Source organism: Streptomyces sp. NBC_00464, from assembly GCF_036013915.1.
Lineage (GTDB): Bacteria > Actinomycetota > Actinomycetes > Streptomycetales > Streptomycetaceae > Streptomyces.
On record NZ_CP107899.1, the window covers coordinates 5,262,581 to 5,285,675 of the forward strand.

Annotated in this window: 19 protein-coding genes and 2 tRNA genes; 13 read left to right on the forward strand and 8 right to left on the reverse strand. The window is 69.0% G+C overall.

Features of this window, described 5'->3' with window-relative positions; all coding sequences use genetic code 11:
* Positions 1 to 59 precede the first annotated feature (59 nt).
* Positions 60 to 950 carry a DUF4232 domain-containing protein gene (locus tag OG912_RS23645; protein ID WP_327711152.1) on the forward strand — a complete coding sequence of 297 codons (891 nt, stop codon included), beginning with the start codon at positions 60 to 62 and terminating at the stop codon, positions 948 to 950.
* Between the two features lie 132 nt (positions 951 to 1,082).
* Here OG912_RS23645 and OG912_RS23650 read toward each other — a convergent pair whose 3' ends face one another.
* Both OG912_RS23650 and OG912_RS23655 read right to left on the reverse strand, forming a co-directional pair.
* On the reverse strand, positions 1,083 to 1,724 hold the full coding sequence (locus tag OG912_RS23650) for a superoxide dismutase (RefSeq protein WP_326736190.1): 642 nt from the start codon (positions 1,722 to 1,724) through the stop codon (positions 1,083 to 1,085).
* A 188-nt stretch (positions 1,725 to 1,912) separates the two neighbouring features.
* Positions 1,913 to 3,334, reverse strand: a complete 1,422-nt coding sequence (locus tag OG912_RS23655) for an amino acid permease (protein ID WP_327711153.1) — start codon at positions 3,332 to 3,334, stop codon at positions 1,913 to 1,915.
* Positions 3,335 to 3,770: 436 nt separating this feature from the next.
* Here OG912_RS23655 and OG912_RS23660 point away from each other — a divergent pair, with 436 nt between their 5' ends.
* A complete protein-coding gene (locus OG912_RS23660) occupies positions 3,771 to 4,367 on the forward strand; it encodes a biotin transporter BioY (protein WP_326736188.1) in 597 nt (198 codons plus the stop codon).
* A 128-nt stretch (positions 4,368 to 4,495) separates the two neighbouring features.
* Here OG912_RS23660 and OG912_RS23665 read toward each other — a convergent pair whose 3' ends face one another.
* On the reverse strand, positions 4,496 to 5,956 hold the full coding sequence (locus OG912_RS23665) for an amino acid permease (protein ID WP_327711154.1): 1,461 nt from the start codon (positions 5,954 to 5,956) through the stop codon (positions 4,496 to 4,498).
* A gap of 231 nt (positions 5,957 to 6,187) precedes the next feature.
* Here OG912_RS23665 and OG912_RS23670 point away from each other — a divergent pair, with 231 nt between their 5' ends.
* Together OG912_RS23670 and OG912_RS23675 are read left to right on the forward strand one after the other, a co-directional pair.
* The gene (locus OG912_RS23670) at positions 6,188 to 6,676 is read left to right on the forward strand and encodes a ribose-5-phosphate isomerase (protein WP_148018694.1); all 489 of its coding nucleotides are present in this window, start codon (positions 6,188 to 6,190) and stop codon (positions 6,674 to 6,676) included.
* 72 nt (positions 6,677 to 6,748) lie between these two features.
* Positions 6,749 to 7,558, forward strand: a complete 810-nt coding sequence (locus tag OG912_RS23675) for an Fpg/Nei family DNA glycosylase (RefSeq protein ID WP_326736185.1) — start codon at positions 6,749 to 6,751, stop codon at positions 7,556 to 7,558.
* A gap of 326 nt (positions 7,559 to 7,884) precedes the next feature.
* Here OG912_RS23675 and OG912_RS23680 read toward each other — a convergent pair whose 3' ends face one another.
* On the reverse strand, positions 7,885 to 9,117 hold the full coding sequence (locus OG912_RS23680) for a GNAT family N-acetyltransferase (protein WP_327711155.1): 1,233 nt from the start codon (positions 9,115 to 9,117) through the stop codon (positions 7,885 to 7,887).
* A 105-nt stretch (positions 9,118 to 9,222) separates the two neighbouring features.
* Between OG912_RS23680 and OG912_RS23685 the strand changes: the two genes are divergently transcribed.
* On the forward strand, positions 9,223 to 10,368 hold the full coding sequence (locus tag OG912_RS23685) for a PP2C family protein-serine/threonine phosphatase (RefSeq protein WP_327711156.1): 1,146 nt from the start codon (positions 9,223 to 9,225) through the stop codon (positions 10,366 to 10,368).
* A gap of 50 nt (positions 10,369 to 10,418) precedes the next feature.
* Here OG912_RS23685 and OG912_RS23690 read toward each other — a convergent pair whose 3' ends face one another.
* The gene (locus tag OG912_RS23690) at positions 10,419 to 11,582 is read right to left on the reverse strand and encodes a cation:proton antiporter (protein WP_326740608.1); all 1,164 of its coding nucleotides are present in this window, start codon (positions 11,580 to 11,582) and stop codon (positions 10,419 to 10,421) included.
* A 171-nt stretch (positions 11,583 to 11,753) separates the two neighbouring features.
* Here OG912_RS23690 and OG912_RS23695 point away from each other — a divergent pair, with 171 nt between their 5' ends.
* Positions 11,754 to 12,239 (forward strand): HD domain-containing protein, encoded by a 486-nt coding sequence (locus OG912_RS23695; RefSeq protein ID WP_327711157.1) that lies wholly within the window; start codon positions 11,754 to 11,756, stop codon positions 12,237 to 12,239.
* A 75-nt stretch (positions 12,240 to 12,314) separates the two neighbouring features.
* On the opposite strand, the gene OG912_RS23700 is transcribed toward OG912_RS23695, so the two are convergent.
* A complete protein-coding gene (locus tag OG912_RS23700) occupies positions 12,315 to 13,466 on the reverse strand; it encodes an acyltransferase family protein (protein ID WP_326736181.1) in 1,152 nt (383 codons plus the stop codon).
* A 491-nt stretch (positions 13,467 to 13,957) separates the two neighbouring features.
* Here OG912_RS23700 and OG912_RS23705 point away from each other — a divergent pair, with 491 nt between their 5' ends.
* Positions 13,958 to 14,152: a hypothetical protein gene (locus tag OG912_RS23705; RefSeq protein ID WP_123471025.1), complete on the forward strand. Its 195-nt coding sequence runs from the start codon at positions 13,958 to 13,960 to the stop codon at positions 14,150 to 14,152.
* 113 nt (positions 14,153 to 14,265) lie between these two features.
* Here the strand turns inward: OG912_RS23705 and OG912_RS23710 are convergent.
* Positions 14,266 to 14,339, reverse strand: a tRNA-Gly gene (locus tag OG912_RS23710).
* A gap of 165 nt (positions 14,340 to 14,504) precedes the next feature.
* Between OG912_RS23710 and OG912_RS23715 the strand changes: the two genes are divergently transcribed.
* The 5 genes from OG912_RS23715 (at position 14,505) to clpX (ending at position 19,219) form a co-directional block, all read left to right on the forward strand.
* A tRNA-Pro gene (locus tag OG912_RS23715) sits at positions 14,505 to 14,581 on the forward strand.
* A 150-nt stretch (positions 14,582 to 14,731) separates the two neighbouring features.
* Positions 14,732 to 16,126, forward strand: a complete 1,395-nt coding sequence (gene tig / locus OG912_RS23720) for a trigger factor (protein WP_327711158.1) — start codon at positions 14,732 to 14,734, stop codon at positions 16,124 to 16,126.
* A 267-nt stretch (positions 16,127 to 16,393) separates the two neighbouring features.
* Positions 16,394 to 16,999 carry an ATP-dependent Clp protease proteolytic subunit gene (locus OG912_RS23725; protein WP_168713553.1) on the forward strand — a complete coding sequence of 202 codons (606 nt, stop codon included), beginning with the start codon at positions 16,394 to 16,396 and terminating at the stop codon, positions 16,997 to 16,999.
* A gap of 80 nt (positions 17,000 to 17,079) precedes the next feature.
* A complete protein-coding gene (locus tag OG912_RS23730) occupies positions 17,080 to 17,763 on the forward strand; it encodes an ATP-dependent Clp protease proteolytic subunit (RefSeq protein WP_306070064.1) in 684 nt (227 codons plus the stop codon).
* Between the two features lie 157 nt (positions 17,764 to 17,920).
* Entirely contained in the window at positions 17,921 to 19,219 is a 1,299-nt protein-coding gene (gene clpX / locus OG912_RS23735) for an ATP-dependent Clp protease ATP-binding subunit ClpX (protein ID WP_326736179.1), read from the forward strand.
* Between the two features lie 74 nt (positions 19,220 to 19,293).
* Here the strand turns inward: clpX and OG912_RS23740 are convergent, their stop codons facing one another.
* Entirely contained in the window at positions 19,294 to 20,259 is a 966-nt protein-coding gene (locus OG912_RS23740; RefSeq protein ID WP_327711159.1) for a hypothetical protein, read from the reverse strand.
* 139 nt (positions 20,260 to 20,398) lie between these two features.
* Here OG912_RS23740 and OG912_RS23745 point away from each other — a divergent pair, with 139 nt between their 5' ends.
* Positions 20,399 to 23,020: a valine--tRNA ligase gene (locus tag OG912_RS23745; protein WP_327711160.1), complete on the forward strand. Its 2,622-nt coding sequence runs from the start codon at positions 20,399 to 20,401 to the stop codon at positions 23,018 to 23,020.
* Positions 23,021 to 23,095 lie beyond the last annotated feature (75 nt).

Consider the following 23,095-nt stretch of genomic DNA (forward strand, 5'->3'; position numbering starts at 1 on the left):
TGACGCGATATGTGACCTGGAGCACAGCCGGGGCTGGCGGCCCCTGATCTTCTGGGCGCATGCGTACCGCCACTCCTCTCGCCCTGGGCGCCGCCCTCGCGGGCATTGCCCTGCTCGCCGGATGCGGGACGGAGGCGGCCGGTGGCCCGGGGGCCGCTGCCTCCTCCGCCGCGTGCGCATCCGCCTCACCCGTCGCCGATCCCGCCGGCCGGACGTGGGACAACGTGACCCTCGTCAACCGGGTCTGCGGCCCCTCCGGGGCCCCGGTCACCGAGTTCGAGGTCACCAACACCGAGAAGGAAGCGCTCACCTTCACCCTCACGTTCACCCTGATGAACGAGTCCGGTCAGGCCATGGACAACACCACGCGCACGGTCGAGTCGGTGCAGCCCGGTCAGACCGTGCGGCGCACCCTCGACACGGACGACGAACCGGTCATGGCCCGGGGGAGAGCGGCCCGGATCATCAAGGTGCGGACCGTCGCGGCGGACGAGGCGTCCTCCGGGTCCGGCGCCTGCCCGTCCTCGGGGATCCGCGTCACGGCCGACCGGGGCGACGCCGCCATGGGGCTGCGCGTGGTGGGCCTCCACCTGCTCAACTGCGGCACCGCCGCGTACGAGGTCGAGGGGTATCCCGGACTCCAGCTGCTGGACGAGGGCCGCGAGCCGGTGAGCGGCGTCAAGATCCTCCACGGCACCGACAAGATCTCCACCGGGATCGGCGGCGATGCCGCGCCCCGGCCCGTGACCCTGCAACCGGGCGAGTCCGCGTACGCCAACCTGGCGTGGCGCAACACCACCGGCGCGGGCGACGCGGTGAACGCCCCGTACGTCAGGGTCACGGCGAAGGCCGGTGCCGCGCCCGTCACGGTGACCCCGGAACTCGACCTCGGGACCACGGGCCGGCTCGGCGTCGGCCCGTGGACGAAGGACGAAACCTCGGCCCGGTGAGTTCCCCGGAGCCCCGCGGCACAGCAGAGAGCCCCCTGCGAGTCACGTCCTCGCAGGGGGCCCTCCTTCATCCGCCTGCCCGGTGAAGGCTGAGAAGACGATCACGAGGCAGGACGTCCGGGATGCCCCCGGTCAGGGGGCGAGCAGCAGGACGTCGGCGCGCTCCTTGGCGGCCGCGTAACGCTTCGCCACGTCCTGCCAGTTGACGACGCGCCACATCGCCTCGATGAAGTCGACCTTCTGGTTCTTGTACTGGAGGTAGAAGGCGTGCTCCCAGGCGTCGAAGACCAGGACCGGCACCGAGCCCTGGCCGACGTTGCCCTGGTGGTCGTAGACCTGCTCGACGATCAGCTTGCCGCTGACCGGCTCGTAAGCGAGGACGCCCCAGCCGGAGCCCTGCGTGGTGGCCGCGGCCTTCGTCAGCTGGGACTTGAAGCCCGCGAAGGAGCCGAAGGAGTCGGTGATCGCGTCCGCGAGGTCGCCGACACCGTCCGCCGCGAGGGGCTCGCCACCGCCGTCGCCGGTCATGTTGTGCCAGTAGATCGAGTGCAGGATGTGGCCGGAGAGGTGGAAGGCGAGGCTCTTCTGGAGCCCGTTGACCGCGCCCCAGGCCTCCTTGTCCCGCGCCTCCGCCAGCTGCTCCAGGGTGTCGTTCGCGCCCTTCACGTACGCGGCGTGGTGCTTGTCGTGGTGGAGCTCGATGATCTGCGGATTGATGACCGGTTCGAGCGCCGCGTAGTCGTACGGGAGTTCCGGAAGCGTGTACGTGGCCATGGTTCGAACCCTCCAGCTGCTGCTCTGTTGTTATTGCAACCTATATGCAAGAGCAGGCTAACAGCAGGAAGAGGTGAGAGGGGATCAGCCCTTCGGCGTAGGACCACGGCCCCCACGGGCAGTCCGGCGCACACGAAAACGCCGGGCGGGCCCGAGTGATCGGGCCCGCCCGGCGTTTCGCGTACGGGTTACTTGTCCGTGGCGGTGGCGGCGCGCCGCTGCCGTACGACACCGATCGCGATCAGGACCGCCGTCAGCGCACCCGTCGCCAGCAGCTGGTCACGGGTGTCGGGCTGGCGGAGCATCAGGAAGAAGATGCCGGCCATGGCCAGGAGCGCCACCACCGTCAGGCCGGGGAAGAGCCACATCCGTACCACCAGCTTCTCGGGCGCCTCGCGCTCCAGCCGGGCGCGCAGGATCAGCTGGGAGACGGCGATGAAGATCCAGACGACCAGGATCACCGCTCCGATCATGTTGAGCAGCCAGGGGAACACGTCGTCCGGCCGCCAGTAGCTCAGCAGCACGCACAGGAAGCCGAACACGGACGAGACCAGGACCGCCGTGCGCGGTACGCCGGAGGTGACCCGGCCGAGCCGCTTCGGGCCCTGGCCGCGGGCGACCAGGGAGCAGGCCATGCGGGAGGCGCCGTAGATGTTGGCGTTCATCGCCGAGAGCAGGGCGACCAGGATGACCACGTTCATGATCTCCGCCGCACCGCTGATGCCGAGGTGGTCCAGGGCCGCGTAGAACGGTCCCACCTCCACCACCTTCGGGTCGTCCCACGGGACCAGCGTGACGATGACCGCCATCGAGCCGACGTAGAACAGCGCGATCCGCCACATCGCCGTCCGCACGGCCTTCGCGACGCCCTGCACCGGGTTCTCGGACTCCGCCGCGGCGATGGTGACGGTCTCCAGACCGCCGTACGCGAAGACGGAGGCGAGCAGCCCGATGACCAGCCCCTCGGAGCCGTTCGGCATGAAGCCGCCCTCGCCGCTGAGGTTGGCGGTGCCCGGGGCGTCCGTACCCGGGAGCACGCCGAGGATCGCCAGCACGCCCAGCACCAGGAACAGCGTGATCGCGGCGACCTTGAGCGCCGCGAACCAGAACTCGAACTCACCGAACTTCGTCACCGAGGCCAGGTTCGCCCCCAGGAACACCACCATGAACAGTGCCACCCAGGCCCACTCCGGGGTTCCGGGCAGCCAGCCGGTGACGATCTTGGCGGCACCGATGCCCTCCAGGCCGACGGCCACACAGAGCAGCACCCAGAAGCCCCAGCCCGCCGTGAACCCCGCCCAGGGCCCGATCGCCCGTTCGGCGTGGACGGAGAACGAACCGGAGGCCGGGTTGGCCGCCGACATCTCGCCGAGCATGCGCATCACGAGCATGACCAGCAGCCCGGAGATCGCGTACGCGATGACGATCGACGGTCCCGCGGCGGCGATGCCCGCGCCGGAGCCGACGAACAGCCCGGCGCCGATGACACCGCCGAGGGCGATCATCGACAGGTGGCGCTGCTTGAGGCCGTGGGTGAGGGCCGAGTCGCTTCCGGTGTCGGAGGCGGCGGCCGGGGAGCCTGTGGGGGGAGGCGCGGAGGTCCGAGGCATGGACGAGCTCTGTTCGGTCGGTGAGACGGGGAAGGTGTGGGGGGTGTGCGGGGGAGGTGCTGGGGGGCGTGCGGGGGACGATGACACAGTCTGAACACGCACGCCGTTCACGGGGAACAGCCGTCCGCTATACGGGCACCAGGCTCACACAAGGCACACACCGGGCCTCGACGAGTCGCCCGTCGTCATCAACCGGCCCTTTAGAGGGAATTCACAGTCATCCCTCCGAAGGTGTCCCCCGAAGCCGGGGGTGGAATCGGCCCCCACCTCAGTGACGAGCATCACGCCTCGACGTGATTGCGTGCCGTCCTTTGTGTGAACCCAACCAATCCCTCAACCGCCGCTTTGTCGGCCGCTGATGGTGATCCGGCGATACTCCGTCGGCTAACGTCAGCCTCAGTCTGTCCCCACCTGCCCTCACCCCTGCGGAGTCCCGATGAGCACTGCTGCCGCCGCCCCCGTCCGTACCGGAGCGGTCCTCGCCGATCTGCTGCCCGCCGCCCGGCACCGCTACGCCGTGGACACCGCCCTGGTGCTCGGCGGCGCCGCGCTGACCGGTATAGCGGCCCAGATCGCCGTTCCGGTCCCCGGCTCCCCGGTTCCGGTCACCGGCCAGACCTTCGCCGCGCTCCTGGTCGGCACCGCGCTCGGCGCCCGCCGCGGCTTCCTGGCTCTCGCCGTGTACGCGCTGGTCGGCATGGCCGGCATGCCGTGGTTCTCCGCCGGCAGCTCCGGTGCGGGCGGCGCCTCCTTCGGCTACGTGCTCGGCATGCTCCTCGCCGCCACCGTCGTCGGCGGCCTCGCCCGCCGCGGCGGCGACCGCTCCGCGCTGCGCACCGCGGGCACGATGGTGCTCGGCTCGGCGATCATCTACGCGGTCGGCGTGCCCTACCTGGCGCTGTCCACCGGCATGTCGGCGAGCGCCGCGATCGCGGCCGGTCTGACGCCGTTCCTGCTCGGCGACGCGCTGAAGGCCGCGCTCGCCATGGGCGCGCTGCCCGCGTCCTGGAAGCTCATCGGCCGTCGCGGCTGACGGCTCGGCTCCTGATGCCGTAGCTCCCACCGAAGAGGCTCGCCCGGTCCGTACGAGACCGGGCGAGCCTCTTCCGCGTTTCCGGGGCGTGGAGGCCCCACCTGACAACACCCGTCAGGCAGGGACGATCAGCTGCCGGCGGACCCGGCCTGCGCACCGCTCCGGCGCCTGCGCGCCTCCCGTACCAGCGAGACGCCCACCACCAGCACCGCGACCAGCAGCGAGAGCAGCACCTGCTCGCGACCGGCGTCGTCGGTCAGCATGTAGACCAGTACGAACGAGATCATCGCGATGGTCGCCCAGGTCAGATACGGGAAGAGCCACATCCGTACGACCAGCTTCTCGGGCGACTCGCGCAGGATGATGCCGCGCATCCGCAGCTGGGTGAAGCAGATGACCAGCCAGACGAACAGCGCGACCGCGCCGGAGGAGTTCAGCAGGAACGCGAAGACGGTGTCGGGCCACTGGTAGTTGAAGAACACGGCGACGAAGCCGAAGACGACGGAGGAGAGGATCGCCGCCTGCGGCACGCCCCGCTTGTTGGTCCGGGCGAACGCCTTGGGGGCGTCGCCGCGGCCGCCGAGCGAGAACGCCATCCGGGAGGCCGTGTAGAGGCCCGAGTTGAGGCAGGACAGCACGGCCGTCAGCACGATGACGTCCATCACCTGGCCGGCGTGCGGGATGCCGATGACGTCGAGCGCCGCGACGTAGCTGCCCTTTTCGAGGATCGACGGGTCGTTCCACGGGAGCAGCGTCAGCACGACGAAGATCGAGCCCAGGTAGAAGACGGCGATGCGCCAGATGACGCTGTTGGTGGCCTTCTGGACGGCGCGCTGCGGGTTCTCCGACTCGCCGGCGGCCAGGGTCACGATCTCGCTGCCCATGAAGGAGAAGACGACCATCAGCACCCCGGTGAGGATGGCGCCGGGCCCTTCGGGGAAGAAGCCGCCGGTGTCGGTGAGGTGGGAAAAGCCCGATCCGGCGTGGTCCGAGCCGGGCAGCACGCCGAAGACGGCGAGCAGGCCGACGATGACGAACGCGCCGATCGCGACCACCTTGATCCCGGCGAACCAGAACTCGAACTCACCGTACGACCCGACCGAGACCAGGTTCGTCGCGGTCAGCACCAGCATCACGATCAGGGCCCAGCCCCACTGCGGTACGCCCGGCACCCAGCTCTCCAGGATCTTGGCACCCGCCGTGGCCTCGACGGCGAGCACCACGACCCAGAAGAACCAGTACAGCCAGCCGATCGAGAATCCGGCCCAGCGGCCCAGCGCCTGGTCGGCGTAGGTGGAGAAGGAGCCCGATGCGGGGCGGGCGGCCGCCATCTCGCCGAGCATCCGCATCACGAAGACGACCATCAGGCCGACCAGTGCGTACGACAGCAGAATGGCCGGTCCGGCGGCGGCGATCCCGGCCCCGGAGCCCACGAACAGGCCCGCGCCGATCACACCGCCGATCGCGATCATCGAGAGGTGACGGTTCTTGAGACCGGCCTGGAGCCCGCCCTGGGACTCCGTCCGGTCCGCACGGTCCGGCCCGTCGGGCTGTTGGCCCGGCCCTGCCAGAGTCGTCTGCGACGTCATGGATCGAATCCTTACGTTTTCGGATCACTCGGTTGCGTTGCCGGCCGCCCCGCGGTGGCGGAGCGGCAAGCGATGCATTGAAGCCCGGGGAACCCCGAAAGCGGAACCCATTCCTCCGATTCGTTGACCGGATCGTTGCCTCTGTGGCATCCCGCACACAGGGTCCGCACACGGGGGCCACACCGCACCCCGTCGTCGGCTACCCGGTGTCACTCGTGCCACACTCCTCCCATGCGCGTGTACCTCGGATCCGACCATGCCGGTTACGAACTCAAGAACCACCTCGTCGAGTGGCTCAAGGCACAGGGCCACGAAGTCGTCGACTGCGGTCCCCACATCTATGACGCCCAGGACGACTACCCGCCGTTCTGCCTCCGCGCCGCCGAGAAGACGGCCGCGGACCCGGACAGCCTCGGCATCGTGATCGGTGGCTCCGGCAACGGCGAGCAGATGGCCGCGAACAAGGTCAAGGGCGTCCGCGCCGCACTCGCCTGGAGCGAGCAGACCGCCGCACTGGGCCGCGAGCACAACAACGCCAACGTGATCTCCATCGGCGGCCGGATGCACACGGCCGAGGAGTCCACCAAGTTCGTCGAGATCTTCCTCTCCACCCCGTACTCGGGCGAGGAGCGGCACACCCGCCGCATCGAGATGCTCACGGCGTACGAGAACACCGGCGAGCTCCCCCCGATCCCGGCCCACCACCCGCAGCAGGGCTGACCACCCCATATCCTGAACCGTGCCGCCGGTACCCCCGGCGGCACAGCCATGTCGTCAAGGAGAGCCGCAGCCGTGCCCGAGGGACACACCATCCACCGTCTCGCGGCGGACCACCGGGACCGGTTCACCGGCCGGCCGGTGCGGGTGAGCAGCCCGCAGGGGAAGTTCGCCGGCAGCGCCGCCCTGCTCGACGGCCGGGTGCTGGCCGGAGCGGAAGCCCACGGCAAGCACCTCTTCCTCGGCTTCCGGGACACCGGCTGGGTCCACATCCACCTCGGCCTGTTCGGCAAGCTCGGATTCGGTACGGTCCCGGCCCCGCCGCCCACCGACACGGTCCGGCTGCGCCTCCTGAACGACGAGCACCACGCGGATCTGCGCGGCCCCACCACCTGCGCCCTGATCACCGACGCCGAGAAGCGCGCGATACACGACCGGCTCGGCCCCGACCCGCTGCGCCCCGCCGACGACGGCGAGCGGGCCTGGCAGCGGATCTCCCGCAGCCGGATCACCGTGGCCGCGCTGCTCATGGACCAGAAGGTCGTCGCGGGCGTCGGCAACGTCTACCGCGCGGAGGTGCTGTTCCGGCACGGCATCGACCCCTACCGGGCCGGCAAGGACCTCACCCGCCGCGAGTGGGACGCGATCTGGGCGGACCTGGGCGCGCTGATGCGCGAGGGCGTACGGAACAACCGCATCGACACCGTGCGCCCCGAGCACCTGCCCGAGGCGATGGGCCGCCCGCCGCGCGTGGACGACCACGGCGGCGAGGTGTACGTCTACCGGCGCGCACGCCAGTCCTGCCACATCTGCGGCACGGAGATCCGCACGGCGGACCTGGCAGCCCGGAACCTGTTCTGGTGCCCGGACTGCCAGTCCCGCTGAGTGAAAGTCGCGCTGGCCGCGCGGTCGGTGCGACCCGCACGGGCCGTGCGGTCGTCCTCAATCGCCGGACGGGCTTGATTCCGCCCCCGGCTTTCGCCCCTCCCGGCTTTCGCCCCGAGACCTTCGCCCCTCCCGGCTTTCGCCTCCTCCGGTTTTCGCCCTGAGGGCACGAGCAGCCATCTCAAGCCCGTCCGGCGATTGAGGACAGAGCGCCCGAAGGGCGCTGCGCGACAGCCCGCGGCGCTGAGCCGCAACACGCGCGCCCGGCGAAACCAAGCCCGTCCGGCGATTGAGGACAAGGCCGGCCGCCGGACGCACCCGGCACCCTAGAACCCCCGCGGCAACCACGGCGCCACGTCGGACAGGAACGCCGCCGACGCCTCCGCCACCGCCCCGGCCCGCAACTCCCGCACCCGCCCGGCCAGCGCCAGCGAACTCAGCGCCTCGCCGCCCAGATACGCGGAACCCAGCTCCCGTACCGAAAGCGCCAGATCCGCCGCGTCCTCGGTGCGCTTGCACGACGCGCCGCCCTTCGCGTCGGCCGTCAGCCGCCAACGTCCGGCGTTCCAGGGGCAGAACGCGTCCTCGACCTCGAACACCACGTCCAGTGGCCCCCGGTAGGTCCGCGCCTCCAGCGCCGCGCCCACGTCCACCAGCCGCACATGGAGCGAGTCCCGCAGCCGGATGTCGCACCGCCGCACGTCCGACACCAGGTGCAGCACCGCGTCGTCCGCCGGCCTGTTCCGTGCCTCGACCGTCGATGTCAGGTCGATCCCGAACACGAACTGCCACAGCGCCGCGTATGCCGCCGGATCCAGCGCCGCCAGATCGCTCACCACGACGCGCCCCTTGGGGCCCGCATCATCCCATTCCGGCTTGATGTGGTAGGTCGCGTAGCCGACGAGTTCGCCGTCGCGCTCCGCCAGCAGGCACTGCAACGCCGAGCCGCCCGCGCGTGAACTCTCCGGGTCGATCAGCGACTTGCGCTCCCAGCCGGGACCGTGGGCCGGGGTGCCCGGCCGGCCCGGTACCAGCCGCGCGTACACGCTCTCGCAGGCCGCGACCGCCTCGTCCTTCTTCGCGTACCGGAGCCGGACCTCGTCCGTGCCCTCGGGCACGGACAGCCGCACCCGGTCCGTGTCGATCGCCAGAGACATCTGCCGGGTCGCCGCCCCGTACCCGAAGCGGCCGTAGATCGCGGGTTCCGACGCGGTCAGCAGGGCGAGAGGCTCACCCAGCGCCCGTACGTCGTCGAGCTGGCGGCGCATCATCGAGGTCAGCAGACCGCGCCTGCGGTGCGTGGACGCGACGCTCACCATCGTGACGCCGGCCGCCGGCACCAGCGCCCCGCCGGGCACGGCCACCCGGAAGCTGAACGCCCCCGCCGTCGCGACCACGTCGTCGCCGTCCCAGATCCCGATCGACCGCTCGTACTCGGTCACGGACTGATACTGCTCCCGCTGCTCGGCGGGCTCCTCGGCCCCTCCGAACGCAAGCTCCAGGGACGAAAACCACTGGTTCCACTCGGACGGTTGCAATACGCGGAGCTCTGTTGTCATATGCCATCCCTACCAGGGCTTTCGCAGCCGGGCGAGTCGTTTTCGAACGCATTGTCACAGGGGTCCCCCTGCACCGGAGCCCGCGGGGTGGATAAGGTCCCCGCAATGGCCCGACGCGCAGGAGCAGAGACGTACCCGGCCCGATTGCGGAAATCGGCGCACCGGGTACGCACCACGCTGCGCAGGTCCGGGGTCGACTACTTCCGCGGGGACGGATCGGACTGGATCGCCCTGGCCGCCCTGCTGCTGACCATCCCGGCCATCACCTGCGGCACCCTGCTGAACCCGGTGTGGTGCTCGCCCACCGTGCTCGTCCTGCCGATCGTCGCCGGCGGCCTGCTGCTTCGGCCCGCCAGCCTGCTCGGGCTGTACGCGACCGCCGCCGCGGCCCTGATCGTGGAGTCGCTCTGGCTCGGTCCGTACGAGGACGGCCCGGCCCGGGTCACCCCGGGCACCGTGCTGACGGTCGCGGCCTGCGGATTTCTGGGCCTGATCCTCGCCCAGTTCCGTGCCAGGGTCGGCGTGCCGTGGCGGCGCGGCGGCACCATGCTCTTCGACCTGCGCGAACGCATCCGGGTCCAGAGCGCGCTGCCCCGCCTCCCGCAGGGCTGGCACCGTGAGATGGCGCTGCGCCCGGCGGGCGGGCAGTCCTTCTCGGGCGACTTCGTCGTCGCGGCCCGCACCAACGGCGGCCGCACGCTGGAGGCCGTGCTCACCGATGTCTCGGGCAAGGGCATGGACGCCGGCTCCCGGGCGCTGCTGCTCTCCGGTGCCTTCGGCGGACTCCTCGGATCGCTGCCGCCGCACGGCTTCCTCCCCGCAGCCAACGGATATCTGCTGCGCCAGGACTGGGACGAGGGTTTCGCCACGTCGATCCATCTGGTGCTGGACCTGGAGTCCGGTGACTACGAGCTCCTCTCGGCAGGCCATCCGCCCGCCCTCCAGCTCCACGCAGGCAGTGGCCAGTGGGAGGAGATGGCGGCGGAAGGCCCGCTGCTCGGGGTGTACGACGGGGCGGAGTTCGATGCCGTGAAGGGGCATCTGGCCCCCGGTGATGTCCTGATGCTGTTCACCGACGGCCTTGTGGAGGCCTCCGACCGTGACATCGCGGAAGGCATCGACCGGCTGACGGGCGAGGCCGACCGCTATGTCACCACGGGCTTCGAGGGCGCGGCCTGGCACCTCATCGAGGCCTGCGCCAAGGACGTCAACGACGACCGGGCGCTGCTGCTGCTGTCACGCAGATCCTGAACCGTGCGCAACCGGTTCGAACCGGGCGTACGTCAACACGCGCATGCCCGTCACCGGATCGGGAGCGGCATCGCCTCGCGCCCGCCGGGCAGCAGCCGTGCCAGCCAGTGGGAGCGCCCGGCGGCCAGAGGTGCCAGGACCGCGAGGACGAGCACATAGCCGGCGATGAACGGGGAGAGCCGTTCGTCCAGGCCCGCGCCCGCCGCCATCGTGGCGAGGATCAGGGCGAACTCGCCGCGCGCCACCAGGGTCGTGGAGATGTTCGCCGTGGCCTGCGGGCCGAATCCGTACACCTTGGCGGCGGCGAGCCCGGCCACGACGTTCATGGCGAGGGTCACCGCGACGGCGGCCAGTACCGGCCACAGCACGGTCGGCAGATCACCGGGGTTGATGGAGAGACCGAAGGCGAAGAAGAAGATCGCGCCGAAGGCGTCCCGCAGCGGGTGGACCAGTTTGAGGATGCGGGTCCCCGAGGTCGTACTGCCGAGCATCAGGCCCACCATGAAGGCGCCGATGGCGTCCGCGACCCCGAACCACTCGGAGATGCCGGCCACGAGGACGGCGGCGCCGAGGAAGGAGATGACGAGGAGTTCGTCGTCCCGGGTGTTGATGAGCTTGCCGATGACCTTGGTGCCGAACCGGGCGGCCAGCGCGAGGACCAGCAGGAATCCGAAGGCCTTGCCGCCGTCGACCGCGGCCGATGCGAGGCTGTCGGCGCCCGAGAGGATGGGCTGGAGGGCCGCCAGGTACAGGGCGAGGAACACGTCCTCGACGACGATGATGCCGAGGATCGGCTTGGTCTCCGGATTGCCGATGCGGCCGAGGTCCACCAGGACCTTGGTGACGATGGCCGACGAGGAGATGCCGAGCACCCCGGCGAGGACCAGCGCCTCCGAGGTGCCCCAGCCGAGGGCGAAGCCGAAGCCGAGCCCGGCGCCGACGTTCAGGGCGAGATAGGTGCCGCCCGCGACGGCCATCTTGCGGCCGCCCGCTTTGAGGTCGTCGAGGTGGAATTCCAGGCCCAGGTAGAAGAGGAGCAGTACCAGACCGAGTGCGGAGAGCATCTCCAGGTCGTGCGGGTCGGCGACGAGAACGATGCCGGGGGTGTGCGGGCCGAGCAGGATCCCGGCCAGGATGAACAGCGGGATGGTCGGCAGTCCGATGCGGCTGCCGACGCGGGCGAGGACGGCGGCGGCCAGGAAGGCGCCGCCCATGGCGATGAGCGTGTCTGCGTGTCCGATGAGCTTGGTCCTTCGTCGGGTCAAGAGAGCGTCAAGGAATCGTCAGTAATTAGTTTACCGAACGATTGACGCTGCAACTATGGCCGCCCGAGGAGCTCACGACGAAGGGGCGGGCGACGAGGGCTTCACTCATAGGGTCGGGTCATGACCGCATCACGCGCAGAGCTGACCCTGACCGAAGTCGAGGCCATCGCCCGCGAGGCCCATGCCGCACAGCGGGACAAGGCGGGCAGGCCGTACGGCGAACACCTCGCGGCCGTCGCCGAGGGGGTGCGGGCCCGGGGCGGCAGCGACGAACAGATCGCCGCGGCCTGGCTGCACGACGCGGTGGAGGACGACGCGCTGTCGGAGGGGTGGCTGGCCGGGGCCGCACTGCCGCAGCCGGTCAAGGACATGGTCCTCGCCGTCACCAAGCGGGACGGCGAGGACCTTCCGTCTTACGCCCGGCGCATCCTGGCCACGCCCGGAGCCCTGCTGATCAAGGAGGCCGACCTCGCGCACAACGCCGACCCGGCCCGCCTCGCGGCACTGGACCCGGCGACCCGTACCCGGCTGACCGAAAAGTATGCGCTGGTACGGGGGCTGCTCGGGCTCACCGCCCCGCAATCGCCCGCCGGGCGTCGGGATTGAGCCAACACGTCGGAGCCCGGCCCGCGAACGGGCCGGGCTCCGGCATGTCCCGGCGTCGACGCCGGTGTTGCGCTCTCAGAGCTTCGCGGAGTCCCGCCGGAACGCCCAGTTCATGTCCGGCTCGGTCACACACCGCAGGGCGCGCCGCACCGGCGGCGTACACAGCAGGGTCACCCCCGTCGAGGCGACGACGGTGACCAGTACCAGACCGGTCGGCGAGATCAGCCAGTCGTTCCGGTCGAAGACACCGGCGTATTCGGCGCCCTTCACCATGAACCCGTGCAGCAGATAGCCGCAGATCGTGCCGGCTCCGAGCACTGTGAACCACATGTGGCGCCGCGGGACCCAGGACAGGAACCCGGCGGTGAGCAGCGTCGCGCAGCCGAACAGGATGAGCGTCATCACCACGCCCGCCCACCAGGGTGCGTCCAGGTCCTGGGCGGAGAAGTCACGCAGGAACCAGTCCGTCGTCAGTCGGGGGGCCACCCAGTAGGCGAGGGCCAACGCACCGGCGAACAGCGGCAGGGACAGCAGTCGCACCTCGCGGCGCTGCACCAACTTGAAGTGCTCGGGCTTGAGTTGGAGGCCGAGCACGAAGAACGGCAGGAACTGCAGCACGCGCGGCAAGTCGAGGTGCTCGGTGATGCCGGGGGTGACCGAGGCGAGAACGGCGATGACGAGGGAGACCGTCAGCGGGTAGCGCATGCTGCGCCACAGCGGGGTGGTGAGGCGCCAGATGAACAGGGCGATCAGGAACCAGGCGAGGTACCACGGGTCGGTCAGGCTGATCGCGGCGTCGGGCTCGTGGCCCGCGTACCGCCGGAACAGCGTGTAGGCCGTCTCGAACACCACGTACGGCACGGCGACGCCGGTGATCAGGCGCTTCGCCTTGGCCGGGCTCATGTCGAACGAGCGTGAGAAATAGCCGGAGATGATGATGAAGGCCGGCATGTGGAAGGTGTACGTCACCATGTACAGCGCACGGGCGGCCCTGCTCCCCTCCATGACCGGCACCCACGAGTGAGCCACCGCGACCAGCACGATGGCCAGGTACTTGGCATTGTCGAAGTAGGCGTCCCGCCTCTTCGCGGCTGCCGCCGGGGCAGGCCGGCCGGGGGATGGTGCGGGACCGTCGACCGTGGTCACCGCTGCTTGGCGTCTGGGCTCCGACTCCCGGGTCGCCGGTGGGAGCGTGGCCCTCTGAAACACGTTCGGAGCTTGGAACATCTCAGGCACCCTAGACGCCTCGATTGCAATTCGTAAAACCGTCGTCGGATATTGCGTGTTCCCGTTCGATTGAATGTCAAACCATCGAAATCTGTCCGGTATGCACGTGTTAATCCCCCTTAAATGGCGCATATCGGCAGGTAGTTGGGGAAGGTGAATTCCGTCTCGCTCAAGCGTTGGAATTGCCTGTGAATGAACTGTGTGGAAACAGAAACGATCACCGTTGCAAATGCCTGGACGCGGAGAGTTCCCGCCGCGGGGCGCCCCGGCGTCCCGCCCTGCTGCCGTCCGGCCGATGCAGGGCGGCAGGGCCGTCAACTGACCGGCGCGCAGGGGGCGCAGGGGGCGCAAGATGGCGCGATATCGACAGGTCGATTCGTCAGCTGGCAGCGACCACAGGGGAGTTGGTGGCACGATGGACACCAACGGAGGAGTGCGCGGCCGCACGCCTCCGGGCCGGCAAGGCGGACCGACCGAGGGTGTGAGCAGTCGTGGCCATTTCACTGTCTGTGGTGCTTCTTTTGGCGATCATCCTGGTGGTCCTGATCCGAGGTGGCTCCATCAAGGCCGGACCCGCGATCGTCGCGGTGCTCTTCGGCTTCTTCCTGGCATCGACCGGCATGGCGCCGTCGATCCAGAAGTTCATGGACTCGATAGCGCAGAGCATCAACCAGATCAGCTTCTGACCGGCACCGCTCCGCGCGCCCGTGCGGCGGCGTGCGGCGAAGGCTGCCGGGAACGCGAAAGGCCCGGTCCGGCGGACATCCCCGAGGGGATCCGCCGGGCCGGGCCCGAAGCATGGAGCGGGCGACGGGAATCGAACCCGCGTAGCTAGTTTGGAAGACTAGGGCTCTACCATTGAGCTACGCCCGCATGCAGCGCACCGCAGGTCACGGCGACCGCGGCACGAGAAGCATCGTAGCGGTTCACGGGCGCTGTCCGCACACCTGATGACTGCAGACGGCTCCGAGTCCGGCGGCGCCCGCGTAAAGCGTCCGATGCACTGCCCGTCTGCATGTACCCTACGTGTCGCACCGACGGGGTGTGGCGCAGCTTGGTAGCGCGTCCGCTTTGGGAGCGGAAGGTCGTCGGTTCGAATCCGGCCACCCCGACCACCGGCAAGATCGCATTGTGGGAGTTCTCCCCCTTGCCGTTACTATGCAAAATGCGTGCCCGTGTGTCTGATGTACCGGGCTCGGTCCGCGAAGCCGCCACCGTGCGGTGGAGCAGAACCCCAAGAAGTCAGCCACCAAGGAGACCGAACCGTGAAGAGCGCCGTGGAGACCCTGAACCCGACCCGGGTTCGGCTCAGCATTGAGGTGCCCTTCGAGGAGCTCAAGGACAGCCTCGACGCGGCGTACAAGAAGATCAACCAGCAGGTCACGGTGAAGGGGTTCCGCAAGGGCAAGATCCCCAACCGGGTCATCGACCAGCGGTTCGGCCGTGGCGCAGTGCTGGAGGAGGCCGTCAACGACGCGCTCCCGAAGTTCTACACCGAGGCCGTCAACGAGGGTGAGCTCAACGTCCTCGGCCAGCCGGAGGTCGATATCACGGAGCTGAAGGACGGCGAGCTGCTGTCCTTCACCGCCGAGGTTGACGTACGCCCCGAGATCGAGATCCCGGACTACTCCGGCATCGAGGTCACCGTCGACGCGCTTGAGGTCAGCGACGAGGACGTCGAGAAGGCCGTGGAGCAGCTGCGCGAGCGCTTCGCCTCGACCAACCCGGTCGAGCGCGCCGCCGCCGAGGGCGACGTCGTCACGATCGACCTGCAGGCCAAGGTCGAGGGCGAGGTCCTTGAGGACGGCGTGGCCGAGGGTGTCTCGTACACCATCGGTTCCGGCGAGCTCCTCGACGGCATCGACGACGCTGTCACCGGCCTGGAGGCGGGTGGCGAGGCCACCTTCACCTCCTCGCTGAAGGGCGGCTCCGCCGAGGGCAAGGACGCCGAGGTCACCGTCAAGGTCACCGCCGTCGCCGCCCGTGAGCTCCCCGAGCTGGACGACGACTTCGCCCAGATGGCCAGCGAGTTCGACACGCTGGAGGAGCTGAAGGCGGACAGCCGCAAGCGCCTGGAGAACACCAAGCAGTACGACCAGGCCACCCAGGCCCAGGAGCGGGTCCTGGAGGAGCTGCTGAAGCTCGCCGAGGTCCCGATCCCGGAGAAGCTGCTCGCGGACGAGGTCCAGACCCGCAAGCACAACCTGGAGCACCACCAGCTCGGCCAGATGGGTCTCGACCTCGAGAAGTACCTGGAGATCCAGGGCAAGACCCTTGAGGAGTTCGAGGCGGAGACGTCCGAGCAGGCCATCAAGGGCATCAAGACCCAGTTCATCCTGGACGAGCTCGTCAACAAGGAGAAGCTGAACGTCAACCAGGAGGAGCTCACCGAGCACCTCATGCGGCGCGCTCAGTCCTCCGGCATGAGCCCCGACCAGTTCGCCCAGGCCGTCGTCGAAGGCGGCCAGGTGCCGATGCTCGTCGGCGAGGTCGCCCGCGGCAAGGCGCTGGCCGTGGTCGTCGAGGCCGCCAAGGTCATCGACACCAACGGTGAGGTCGTCGAGCTGGAGGACGACGAGGACGTGGCGGAGGAGGCCACCGAGGTGGTCGAGGCCGCCGAGGGCACCGCCGACGCCGCCGAGGAGAAGACCGAGGCCTGAGCCTCGCGCTGAACCCGCACGACGGGCTCCGGACGCCATCGCGTCCGGAGCCCGTCGTCGTATCGGCGGACGCCCCCCCCACAACCCTTGTGCGGACTGCGGAGCTTGCGCTCCCAGCGAACAGTTGCGGAAGCGGGATGGCGTTGTCCCACCTGCGCGTTAGGGTCCATGAAGAGGAAGGGTCGGGGAGTCCCGGCCCACCCGGTACGAAGACGCTGAGACGGCCGGAGCCGTCAGAGACGAGCAGGTGGATACGTGACGAATCTGATGCCCTACGCCGCCGGAGAGCCGTCCCTCGGTGGAGGCCTCGGTGACCAGGTCTACAGCCGACTGCTCGGCGAACGCATCATCTTCCTCGGTCAGCAGGTCGACGATGACATCGCCAACAAGATCACCGCACAGCTGCTTCTCCTTGCCGCCGAGCCGGACAAGGACATCTACCTCTACATCAACAGCCCCGGTGGTTCGGTGACGGCCGGCATGGCGGTCTACGACACCATGCAGTACATCCCGAACGACGTCGTCACCATCGGTATGGGCATGGCGGCCTCGATGGGCCAGTTCCTGCTCACCGGCGGCGCCGCCGGCAAGCGCTTCGCGCTCCCGAACACCGACATCCTCATGCACCAGGGTTCGGCCGGTATCGGCGGTACGGCCTCGGACATCAAGATCCAGGCCCAGTACCTGCTGCGCACCAAGCAGCGCATGGCGGAGATCACCGCCCGCCACTCCGGCCAGACCGTGGAGACGATCATCCGCGACGGCGACCGTGACCGCTGGTACACCGCGGAGGAGGCCAAGGAATACGGCCTCATCGACGAGATCATCACGGTCGCATCGGGCGTTCCGGGCGGCGGCGGCACCGGCGCCTGACCCGGTCAGCACCGGATCGCGCCGCACCGCACCGCTTTTCTCTCGTACGTCGAGACACCCAGCCACAGAACGCCACCAGGATGGTGAACACCCACATGAACAACTTCCCCGGCGCGTCCGCGAACGGCCTCTACACCGGCCCGCAGGTGGACAACCGCTACATCGTCCCGCGCTTCGTGGAGCGCACCTCGCAGGGCGTGCGCGAGTACGACCCGTACGCGAAGCTCTTCGAGGAGCGCGTGATCTTCCTCGGTGTGCAGATCGACGACGCGTCCGCCAACGACGTCATGGCGCAGCTGCTGTGCCTGGAGTCGATGGACCCGGACCGGGACATCTCGATCTACATCAACAGCCCCGGCGGCTCGTTCACCGCGCTCACCGCGATCTACGACACGATGCAGTTCGTGAAGCCGGACATCCAGACGGTCTGCATGGGCCAGGCGGCCTCCGCCGCGGCCGTGCTGCTCGCCGCCGGCACGCCGGGCAAGCGCCTGGCGCTGCCGAACGCGCGCGTACTGATCCACCAGCCGTCCTCGCAGACCGGCCGTGAGCAGCTCTCCGACCTGGAGATCGCGGCCAACGAGATCCTGCGCATGCGGGCCCAGCTGGAGGAGCTGCTGGCCAAGCACTCCACCACGCCGATCGAGAAGATCCGTGACGACATCGAGCGGGACAAGATCCTGACCGCCGATGACGCCCTGGCCTATGGTCTGGTCGACCAGATCGTCGCGACCCGTAAGAGCGCGGCCGGAGCGGCCGCCTGACGTCGGCCTTTACCCCTTGGTGCGGCAGGGTCACCCGGCCCCGGCCGTGTGAACCGTGCCAAGGGGGGCCCGAACGGGGGGCCAGGCAAGGTACCGTCGGATAGAGGCACCAGGAGCCGCTGAACCAGGCGTCTCCCAGGCGAAGGGGAAGCACCTCGTGGCACGCATCGGTGATGGCGGCGACCTGCTCAAGTGCTCGTTCTGCGGAAAGAGCCAGAAGCAGGTGAAGAAGCTCATCGCGGGACCCGGTGTGTACATCTGCGACGAGTGCATCGATCTCTGCAACGAGATCATCGAGGAGGAGCTCGCGGAGACGAGCGAGGTCCGCTGGGAGGAACTTCCCAAGCCCCGCGAGATCTACGAGTTCCTGGAGGGCTACGTCGTCGGGCAGGAGCCCGCGAAGAAGGCCCTCTCGGTCGCTGTGTACAACCACTACAAGCGGGTCCAGGCCGGTGAGAACGGCGGCGGTTCCAGCCGCGACGACGCGATCGAACTCGCCAAGTCCAACATCCTGCTGCTGGGCCCCACGGGCTCGGGCAAGACGCTCCTCGCGCAGACACTGGCCCGCATGCTCAACGTCCCGTTCGCCATCGCCGACGCGACGGCGCTGACGGAGGCCGGCTATGTCGGCGAGGACGTCGAGAACATCCTGCTGAAGCTGATCCAGGCCGCGGACTACGACGTCAAGAAGGCCGAGACCGGGATCATCTACATCGACGAGATCGACAAGGTCGCCCGCAAGAGCGAGAACCCGTCGATCACCCGTGATGTCTCGGGCGAGGGCGTCCAGCAGGCCCTCCTCAAGATCCTTGAGGGCACCACCGCCTCCGTACCGCCGCAGGGCGGCCGGAAGCACCCGCACCAGGAGTTCATCCAGATCGACACGACGAACGTGCTGTTCATCGTGGGTGGCGCGTTCTCCGGCCTGGAGAAGATCATCGAGTCCCGGGCCGGCGCCAAGGGCATCGGCTTCGGCGCCACGATCCGCTCCAAGCGGGAGATCCAGGCGAGCGACCAGTTCCAGGAGGTCATGCCGGAGGACCTGGTGAAGTTCGGGATGATCCCCGAGTTCATCGGCCGCCTCCCGGTCCTGACCTCGGTCCACAACCTGGACCGCGAGGCCCTGCTCCAGATCCTCATCGAGCCGCGCAACGCCCTGGTGAAGCAGTACCAGCGGCTGTTCGAACTCGACGGTGTGGAGCTGGAGTTCGAGCGCGAGGCGCTGGAGGCCATCGCCGACCAGGCGATCCTGCGCCAGACCGGCGCGCGCGGCCTGCGCGCCATCATGGAGGAGGTCCTCCAGTCGGTGATGTACGAGGTGCCGTCCCGCAAGGACGTCGCCCGGGTCGTCATCACCTCGGACGTGGTCCGCAACAACGTCAACCCGACCCTGGTCCCGCGCGAGCCGCGGACGATCGGCAAGGGCGACGACGGGCGGCACGAGAAGTCGGCGTAGCGGTTGGTTCTTCGTACGCGAAGGGGCGCCCGGCCAGGTGAACTGGCCGGGCGCCCCTTCGCGTTGCGTGGGACCTACTTGACCTCGACGCGGACGTCGTTGCGGAGCTTGGCCGCGGTGTTGGCGGCCTCCTCCAGCGAGACGCTCTTGCCGAGCATGAGATCCGCCGTATCGATGTTGATGACGATGGCGATGGTGCTGTGGTCACCCCAGATGCAGAATGGAATGGCCACGGACTTGCCACCGCTCTCCGAGGCAGGAGATTCGGACTCCTGGCACTTCATCACGCCGTTCTCGAAACCGTCCGGCGTGAAGGTCTTGGGGCTCCCGACGAGCTTGCCTTCCTTCTCGTCGCCCTTGTCCGTCTCCGTCTTCAGCTTGGCGAACATGGCGTCGACGACCGCTTCGGGGTCGTCGATCGTGCCGTACGCGCCTTGGTACGACAGCATCTTCTGGGCGGGGGATTCGCCGGAGGTGTAACTTCCCTGGCCCGACTTGGCGTTCTTGACCCCATAACTCTCGAAGTCCTTGAGATCCTCCGACGAGGAGCCGCCGTCGCTCTCGTCGGACTTCTTGTACGTCCCGCCCAGCACCGTCGCCGGAGCCGTCAGCTTGTACGTCTTGCCGTCGTCCGCGACCGAGCTGCCCCCGCCCGATGTCAGGAAGTACACCCCGCCGCCGATGACCGCCAGCGCCACGATGACGCCGCCGATGATCAGGCCCGTCTTCTTCTTCGGCGGAGCGGCCGGCGGGAACGGAGGCTGCTGGCCGTAGCCGGGCTGGCCGCCGTACGGGGGAGTGGGGGGCTGCTGGCCGTACGGGCCGGGCTGCTGGGCCTGCGGGTAGCCGTAGCCCGGCTGCGGGGGCTGCTGCTGGGGCGGAACGCCCTGGGGGGCCTGCTGCGGGTAGCCATAACCGGGCTGCCCCTGCGGCGGGCCCTGCGGCGGCGGGCCGCCGTAGGGACCCGGCTGCTGGCCGTACGGTCCGGGCTGGCCCTGCTGCGGCTGGCCGTCGTACGGGCCCGGCTGGTTGTAGCTCATCTGCGGTGTCCCCTGTTCGTGATACTTATGCGTTCCGAACATCCTGACGGACGGCCCGCGGCTGTGGGGCACCGGGAGCCACACCGTTACTGAACAAACCGGTTTCAGTGCATGACTGTGACGGCCCTAAACTGTGGGCGTGACCGAGAACGCAGCGCAGCAGCCAGCCAGCAACCCCGAACTGCCGACCCAGTACACGCCGGCCGAGGTAGAGGGGAAGCTGTACGAGCGCTGGGTAGAACGCGGTTACTTCGAGGCGGACGAGCACAGCGAGAAGCCGCCGTACTCCATCGTTATCCCGCCCCCCAACGTCACCGGATCCCTGCACCTGGGACACGCCTTCGAGCACACGCTGATCGACGCCCTCGTCCGCCGCAAGCGGATGCAGGGGTTCGAGGCGCTCTACCAGCCGGGCATGGACCACGCCGGCATCGCCACCCAGAACGTCGTCGAGCGCGAGCTCGCCAAGGAGGGCAAGTCCCGCCACGACCTGGGCCGCGAGGCCTTCGTCGAGCGCGTCTGGCAGTGGAAGAACGAGTCCGGCGGCCAGATCTCCGGCCAGATGCGCCGCCTCGGCGAGGGCGTCGCCTGGTCCCGTGAGCGCTTCACCATGGACGAGGGCCTGTCCAAGGCCGTCCAGACCATCTTCAAGCGGATGTACGACGACGGGCTGATCTACCGCGCCGAGCGCATCATCAACTGGTGCCCGCGCTGCCTCACCGCGATCTCGGACATCGAGGTCGAGTACCAGGAGGACGACGGCGAGCTCGTCTCCATGCAGTACGGCGAGGGCGACGAGACCATCGTCGTCGCCACCACCCGCGCCGAGACGATGCTCGGTGACACCGCCGTCGCCGTCCACCCCGACGACGAGCGCTACAAGCACCTGGTCGGCAAGCAGATCAAGCTGCCGCTGACCGACCGCACCATCCCGGTCGTCGCCGACCATCACGTCGACCCCGAGTTCGGCACAGGCGCCGTCAAGGTGACTCCGGCCCACGACCCGAACGACTTCGAGATCGGCAAGCGTCACGACCTGCCGTTCCTCACGGTCCTCGACGAGCGCGCCGTCATCACGGCCCCCGGCCCCTTCCAGGGCCTGGACCGCCTGGAGGCCCGCTCCGCCATCGTCGCCGCCCTGCGCGCCGAGGGCCGGATCGTCGCCGAGAAGCGGCCGTACGTCCACTCCGTCGGCCACTGCTCGCGCTGCAAGACCACCATCGAGCCGCGCCTCTCCCTCCAGTGGTGGGTCAAGGTCGCCCCGCTCGCCGAGGCGGCCGGTGACGCCGTCCGCGACGGCAAGGTCAAGATCCACCCGCAGGAGATGGAGAAGCGCTACTTCGACTGGGTCGACAACCTCCACGACTGGTGCATCTCGCGCCAGCTCTGGTGGGGCCACCGCATCCCCGTCTGGTACGGCCCGAACGGCGAGGTCGTCTGCGTGGGACCTGACGACGAGGCGCCGACCGGCGAGGGCTGGACCCAGGACAGCGATGTCCTGGACACCTGGTTCTCCTCCGGCCTGTGGCCGTTCTCCACGCTCGGCTGGCCCGAACAGACCGACAGCCTCGCGAAGTTCTACCCGAACTCCGTCCTGGTCACCGGCTACGACATCCTCTTCTTCTGGGTCGCCCGGATGATGATGTTCGGCCTGTACGTCAACGACGGCGTCCCGCCGTTCGGGACGATCGTCCTGCACGGCATGGTCCGCGACGAGCACGGCAAGAAGATGTCGAAGTCCTTCGGCAACGTGGTCAACCCGCTGGACTGGATGGACAAGTACGGCTCCGACGCGCTCCGCTTCACCCTGGCGCGCGGCGCCAACCCCGGCACCGATGTGCCGATCGGCGAGGAGTGGGTCCAGGGTTCCGCCAAGTTCTCCAACAAGATCTGGAACGCCACCCGCTTCGCGCTGATGAACGGCGCGACGATCGAGGGCGAACTGCCGTCCGCCGACGAGATGTCGGTGACCGACCGCTGGATCCTGTCCCGCCTCAACAAGACGGTCGCGGAAGTCGACGCGTTCTACGACGACTACCAGTTCTCCAAGCTCAGCGAATCGCTCCGGCACTTCGCCTGGGACGAGGTCTTCGACTGGTACGTCGAGCTGTCCAAGACCACGTTCTTCGGCGGCGGCCGCCCGGCCGAGGTCTCGGGCCGGGTCCTGGGCGAGGTCCTCGACGTGATGCTGCGACTGCTGCACCCGGTCGTCCCGTTCGTCACGGAAACCCTCTGGACCGCCCTCACCGGCCGAGAGTCCGTCGTCATCGCCGAATGGCCGGCGGACAGCGGCTTCCGTGACGACGCGGCCGAGAAGGAGATCGAGTTCGTCCAGCAGGTCGTCACCGAGGTTCGCCGCTTCCGCAACGACCAGGGCCTGCAGCCCGGCCAGAAGGTTCCGGCCGAGCTCACCCTGACCGGGACCGCGCTCGCCCCGCACGAGGCGGCCATCCGCCAGCTGCTGCGCCTGCAGCCGGCCGGGGACGGCTTCCACGCCACCGCGTCGCTGCCGGTCGCCGGAGCCACCGTCGCCCTCGACCTCTCCGGCACGATCGACGTCGGGGCCGAGCGCAAGCGCCTCACGAAGGACCTGGAGGCCGCCCAGAAGGAGAAGGCGCAGGCCACCGGGAAGCTCGGCAACGAGGCGTTCCTGGCCAAGGCCCCGGACAACGTGGTCGACAAGATCCGTGGCCGGCTCGCCAAGGCCGAGGCCGACATCGAGCGGATCACCAACCAGCTGGCGGCCCTGCCGCAGAGCTGAGACCGCTGAAGCCCCCGTCCCCCTCGAACGGAAGCGAACGAGGGGGACGGGGGCTTCGTCGTGCGCGGCGGGGCC

Bases quoted from the DNA above. Each gene is read 5' to 3' on its own strand.
- OG912_RS23725 (WP_168713553.1), top strand. From the start codon at position 16,394: ATGCCCTACGCCGCCGGAGAGCCGTCCCTCGGTGGAGGCCTCGGTGAC.
- OG912_RS23665 (WP_327711154.1), bottom strand. From the start codon at position 5,956: ATGACGTCGCAGACGACTCTGGCAGGGCCGGGCCAACAGCCCGACGGG.
- OG912_RS23655 (WP_327711153.1), bottom strand. From the start codon at position 3,334: ATGCCTCGGACCTCCGCGCCTCCCCCCACAGGCTCCCCGGCCGCCGCC.
- OG912_RS23650 (WP_326736190.1), bottom strand. From the start codon at position 1,724: ATGGCCACGTACACGCTTCCGGAACTCCCGTACGACTACGCGGCGCTC.
- OG912_RS23695 (WP_327711157.1), top strand. From the start codon at position 11,754: ATGACCGCATCACGCGCAGAGCTGACCCTGACCGAAGTCGAGGCCATC.
- OG912_RS23670 (WP_148018694.1), top strand. From the start codon at position 6,188: ATGCGCGTGTACCTCGGATCCGACCATGCCGGTTACGAACTCAAGAAC.
- OG912_RS23730 (WP_306070064.1), top strand. From the start codon at position 17,080: ATGGTGAACACCCACATGAACAACTTCCCCGGCGCGTCCGCGAACGGC.
- OG912_RS23660 (WP_326736188.1), top strand. From the start codon at position 3,771: ATGAGCACTGCTGCCGCCGCCCCCGTCCGTACCGGAGCGGTCCTCGCC.
- OG912_RS23690 (WP_326740608.1), bottom strand. From the start codon at position 11,582: ATGGGCGGCGCCTTCCTGGCCGCCGCCGTCCTCGCCCGCGTCGGCAGC.
- OG912_RS23645 (WP_327711152.1), top strand. From the start codon at position 60: ATGCGTACCGCCACTCCTCTCGCCCTGGGCGCCGCCCTCGCGGGCATT.
- OG912_RS23685 (WP_327711156.1), top strand. From the start codon at position 9,223: ATGGCCCGACGCGCAGGAGCAGAGACGTACCCGGCCCGATTGCGGAAA.
- OG912_RS23740 (WP_327711159.1), bottom strand. From the start codon at position 20,259: ATGAGCTACAACCAGCCGGGCCCGTACGACGGCCAGCCGCAGCAGGGC.
- OG912_RS23680 (WP_327711155.1), bottom strand. From the start codon at position 9,117: ATGACAACAGAGCTCCGCGTATTGCAACCGTCCGAGTGGAACCAGTGG.
- OG912_RS23700 (WP_326736181.1), bottom strand. From the start codon at position 13,466: ATGTTCCAAGCTCCGAACGTGTTTCAGAGGGCCACGCTCCCACCGGCG.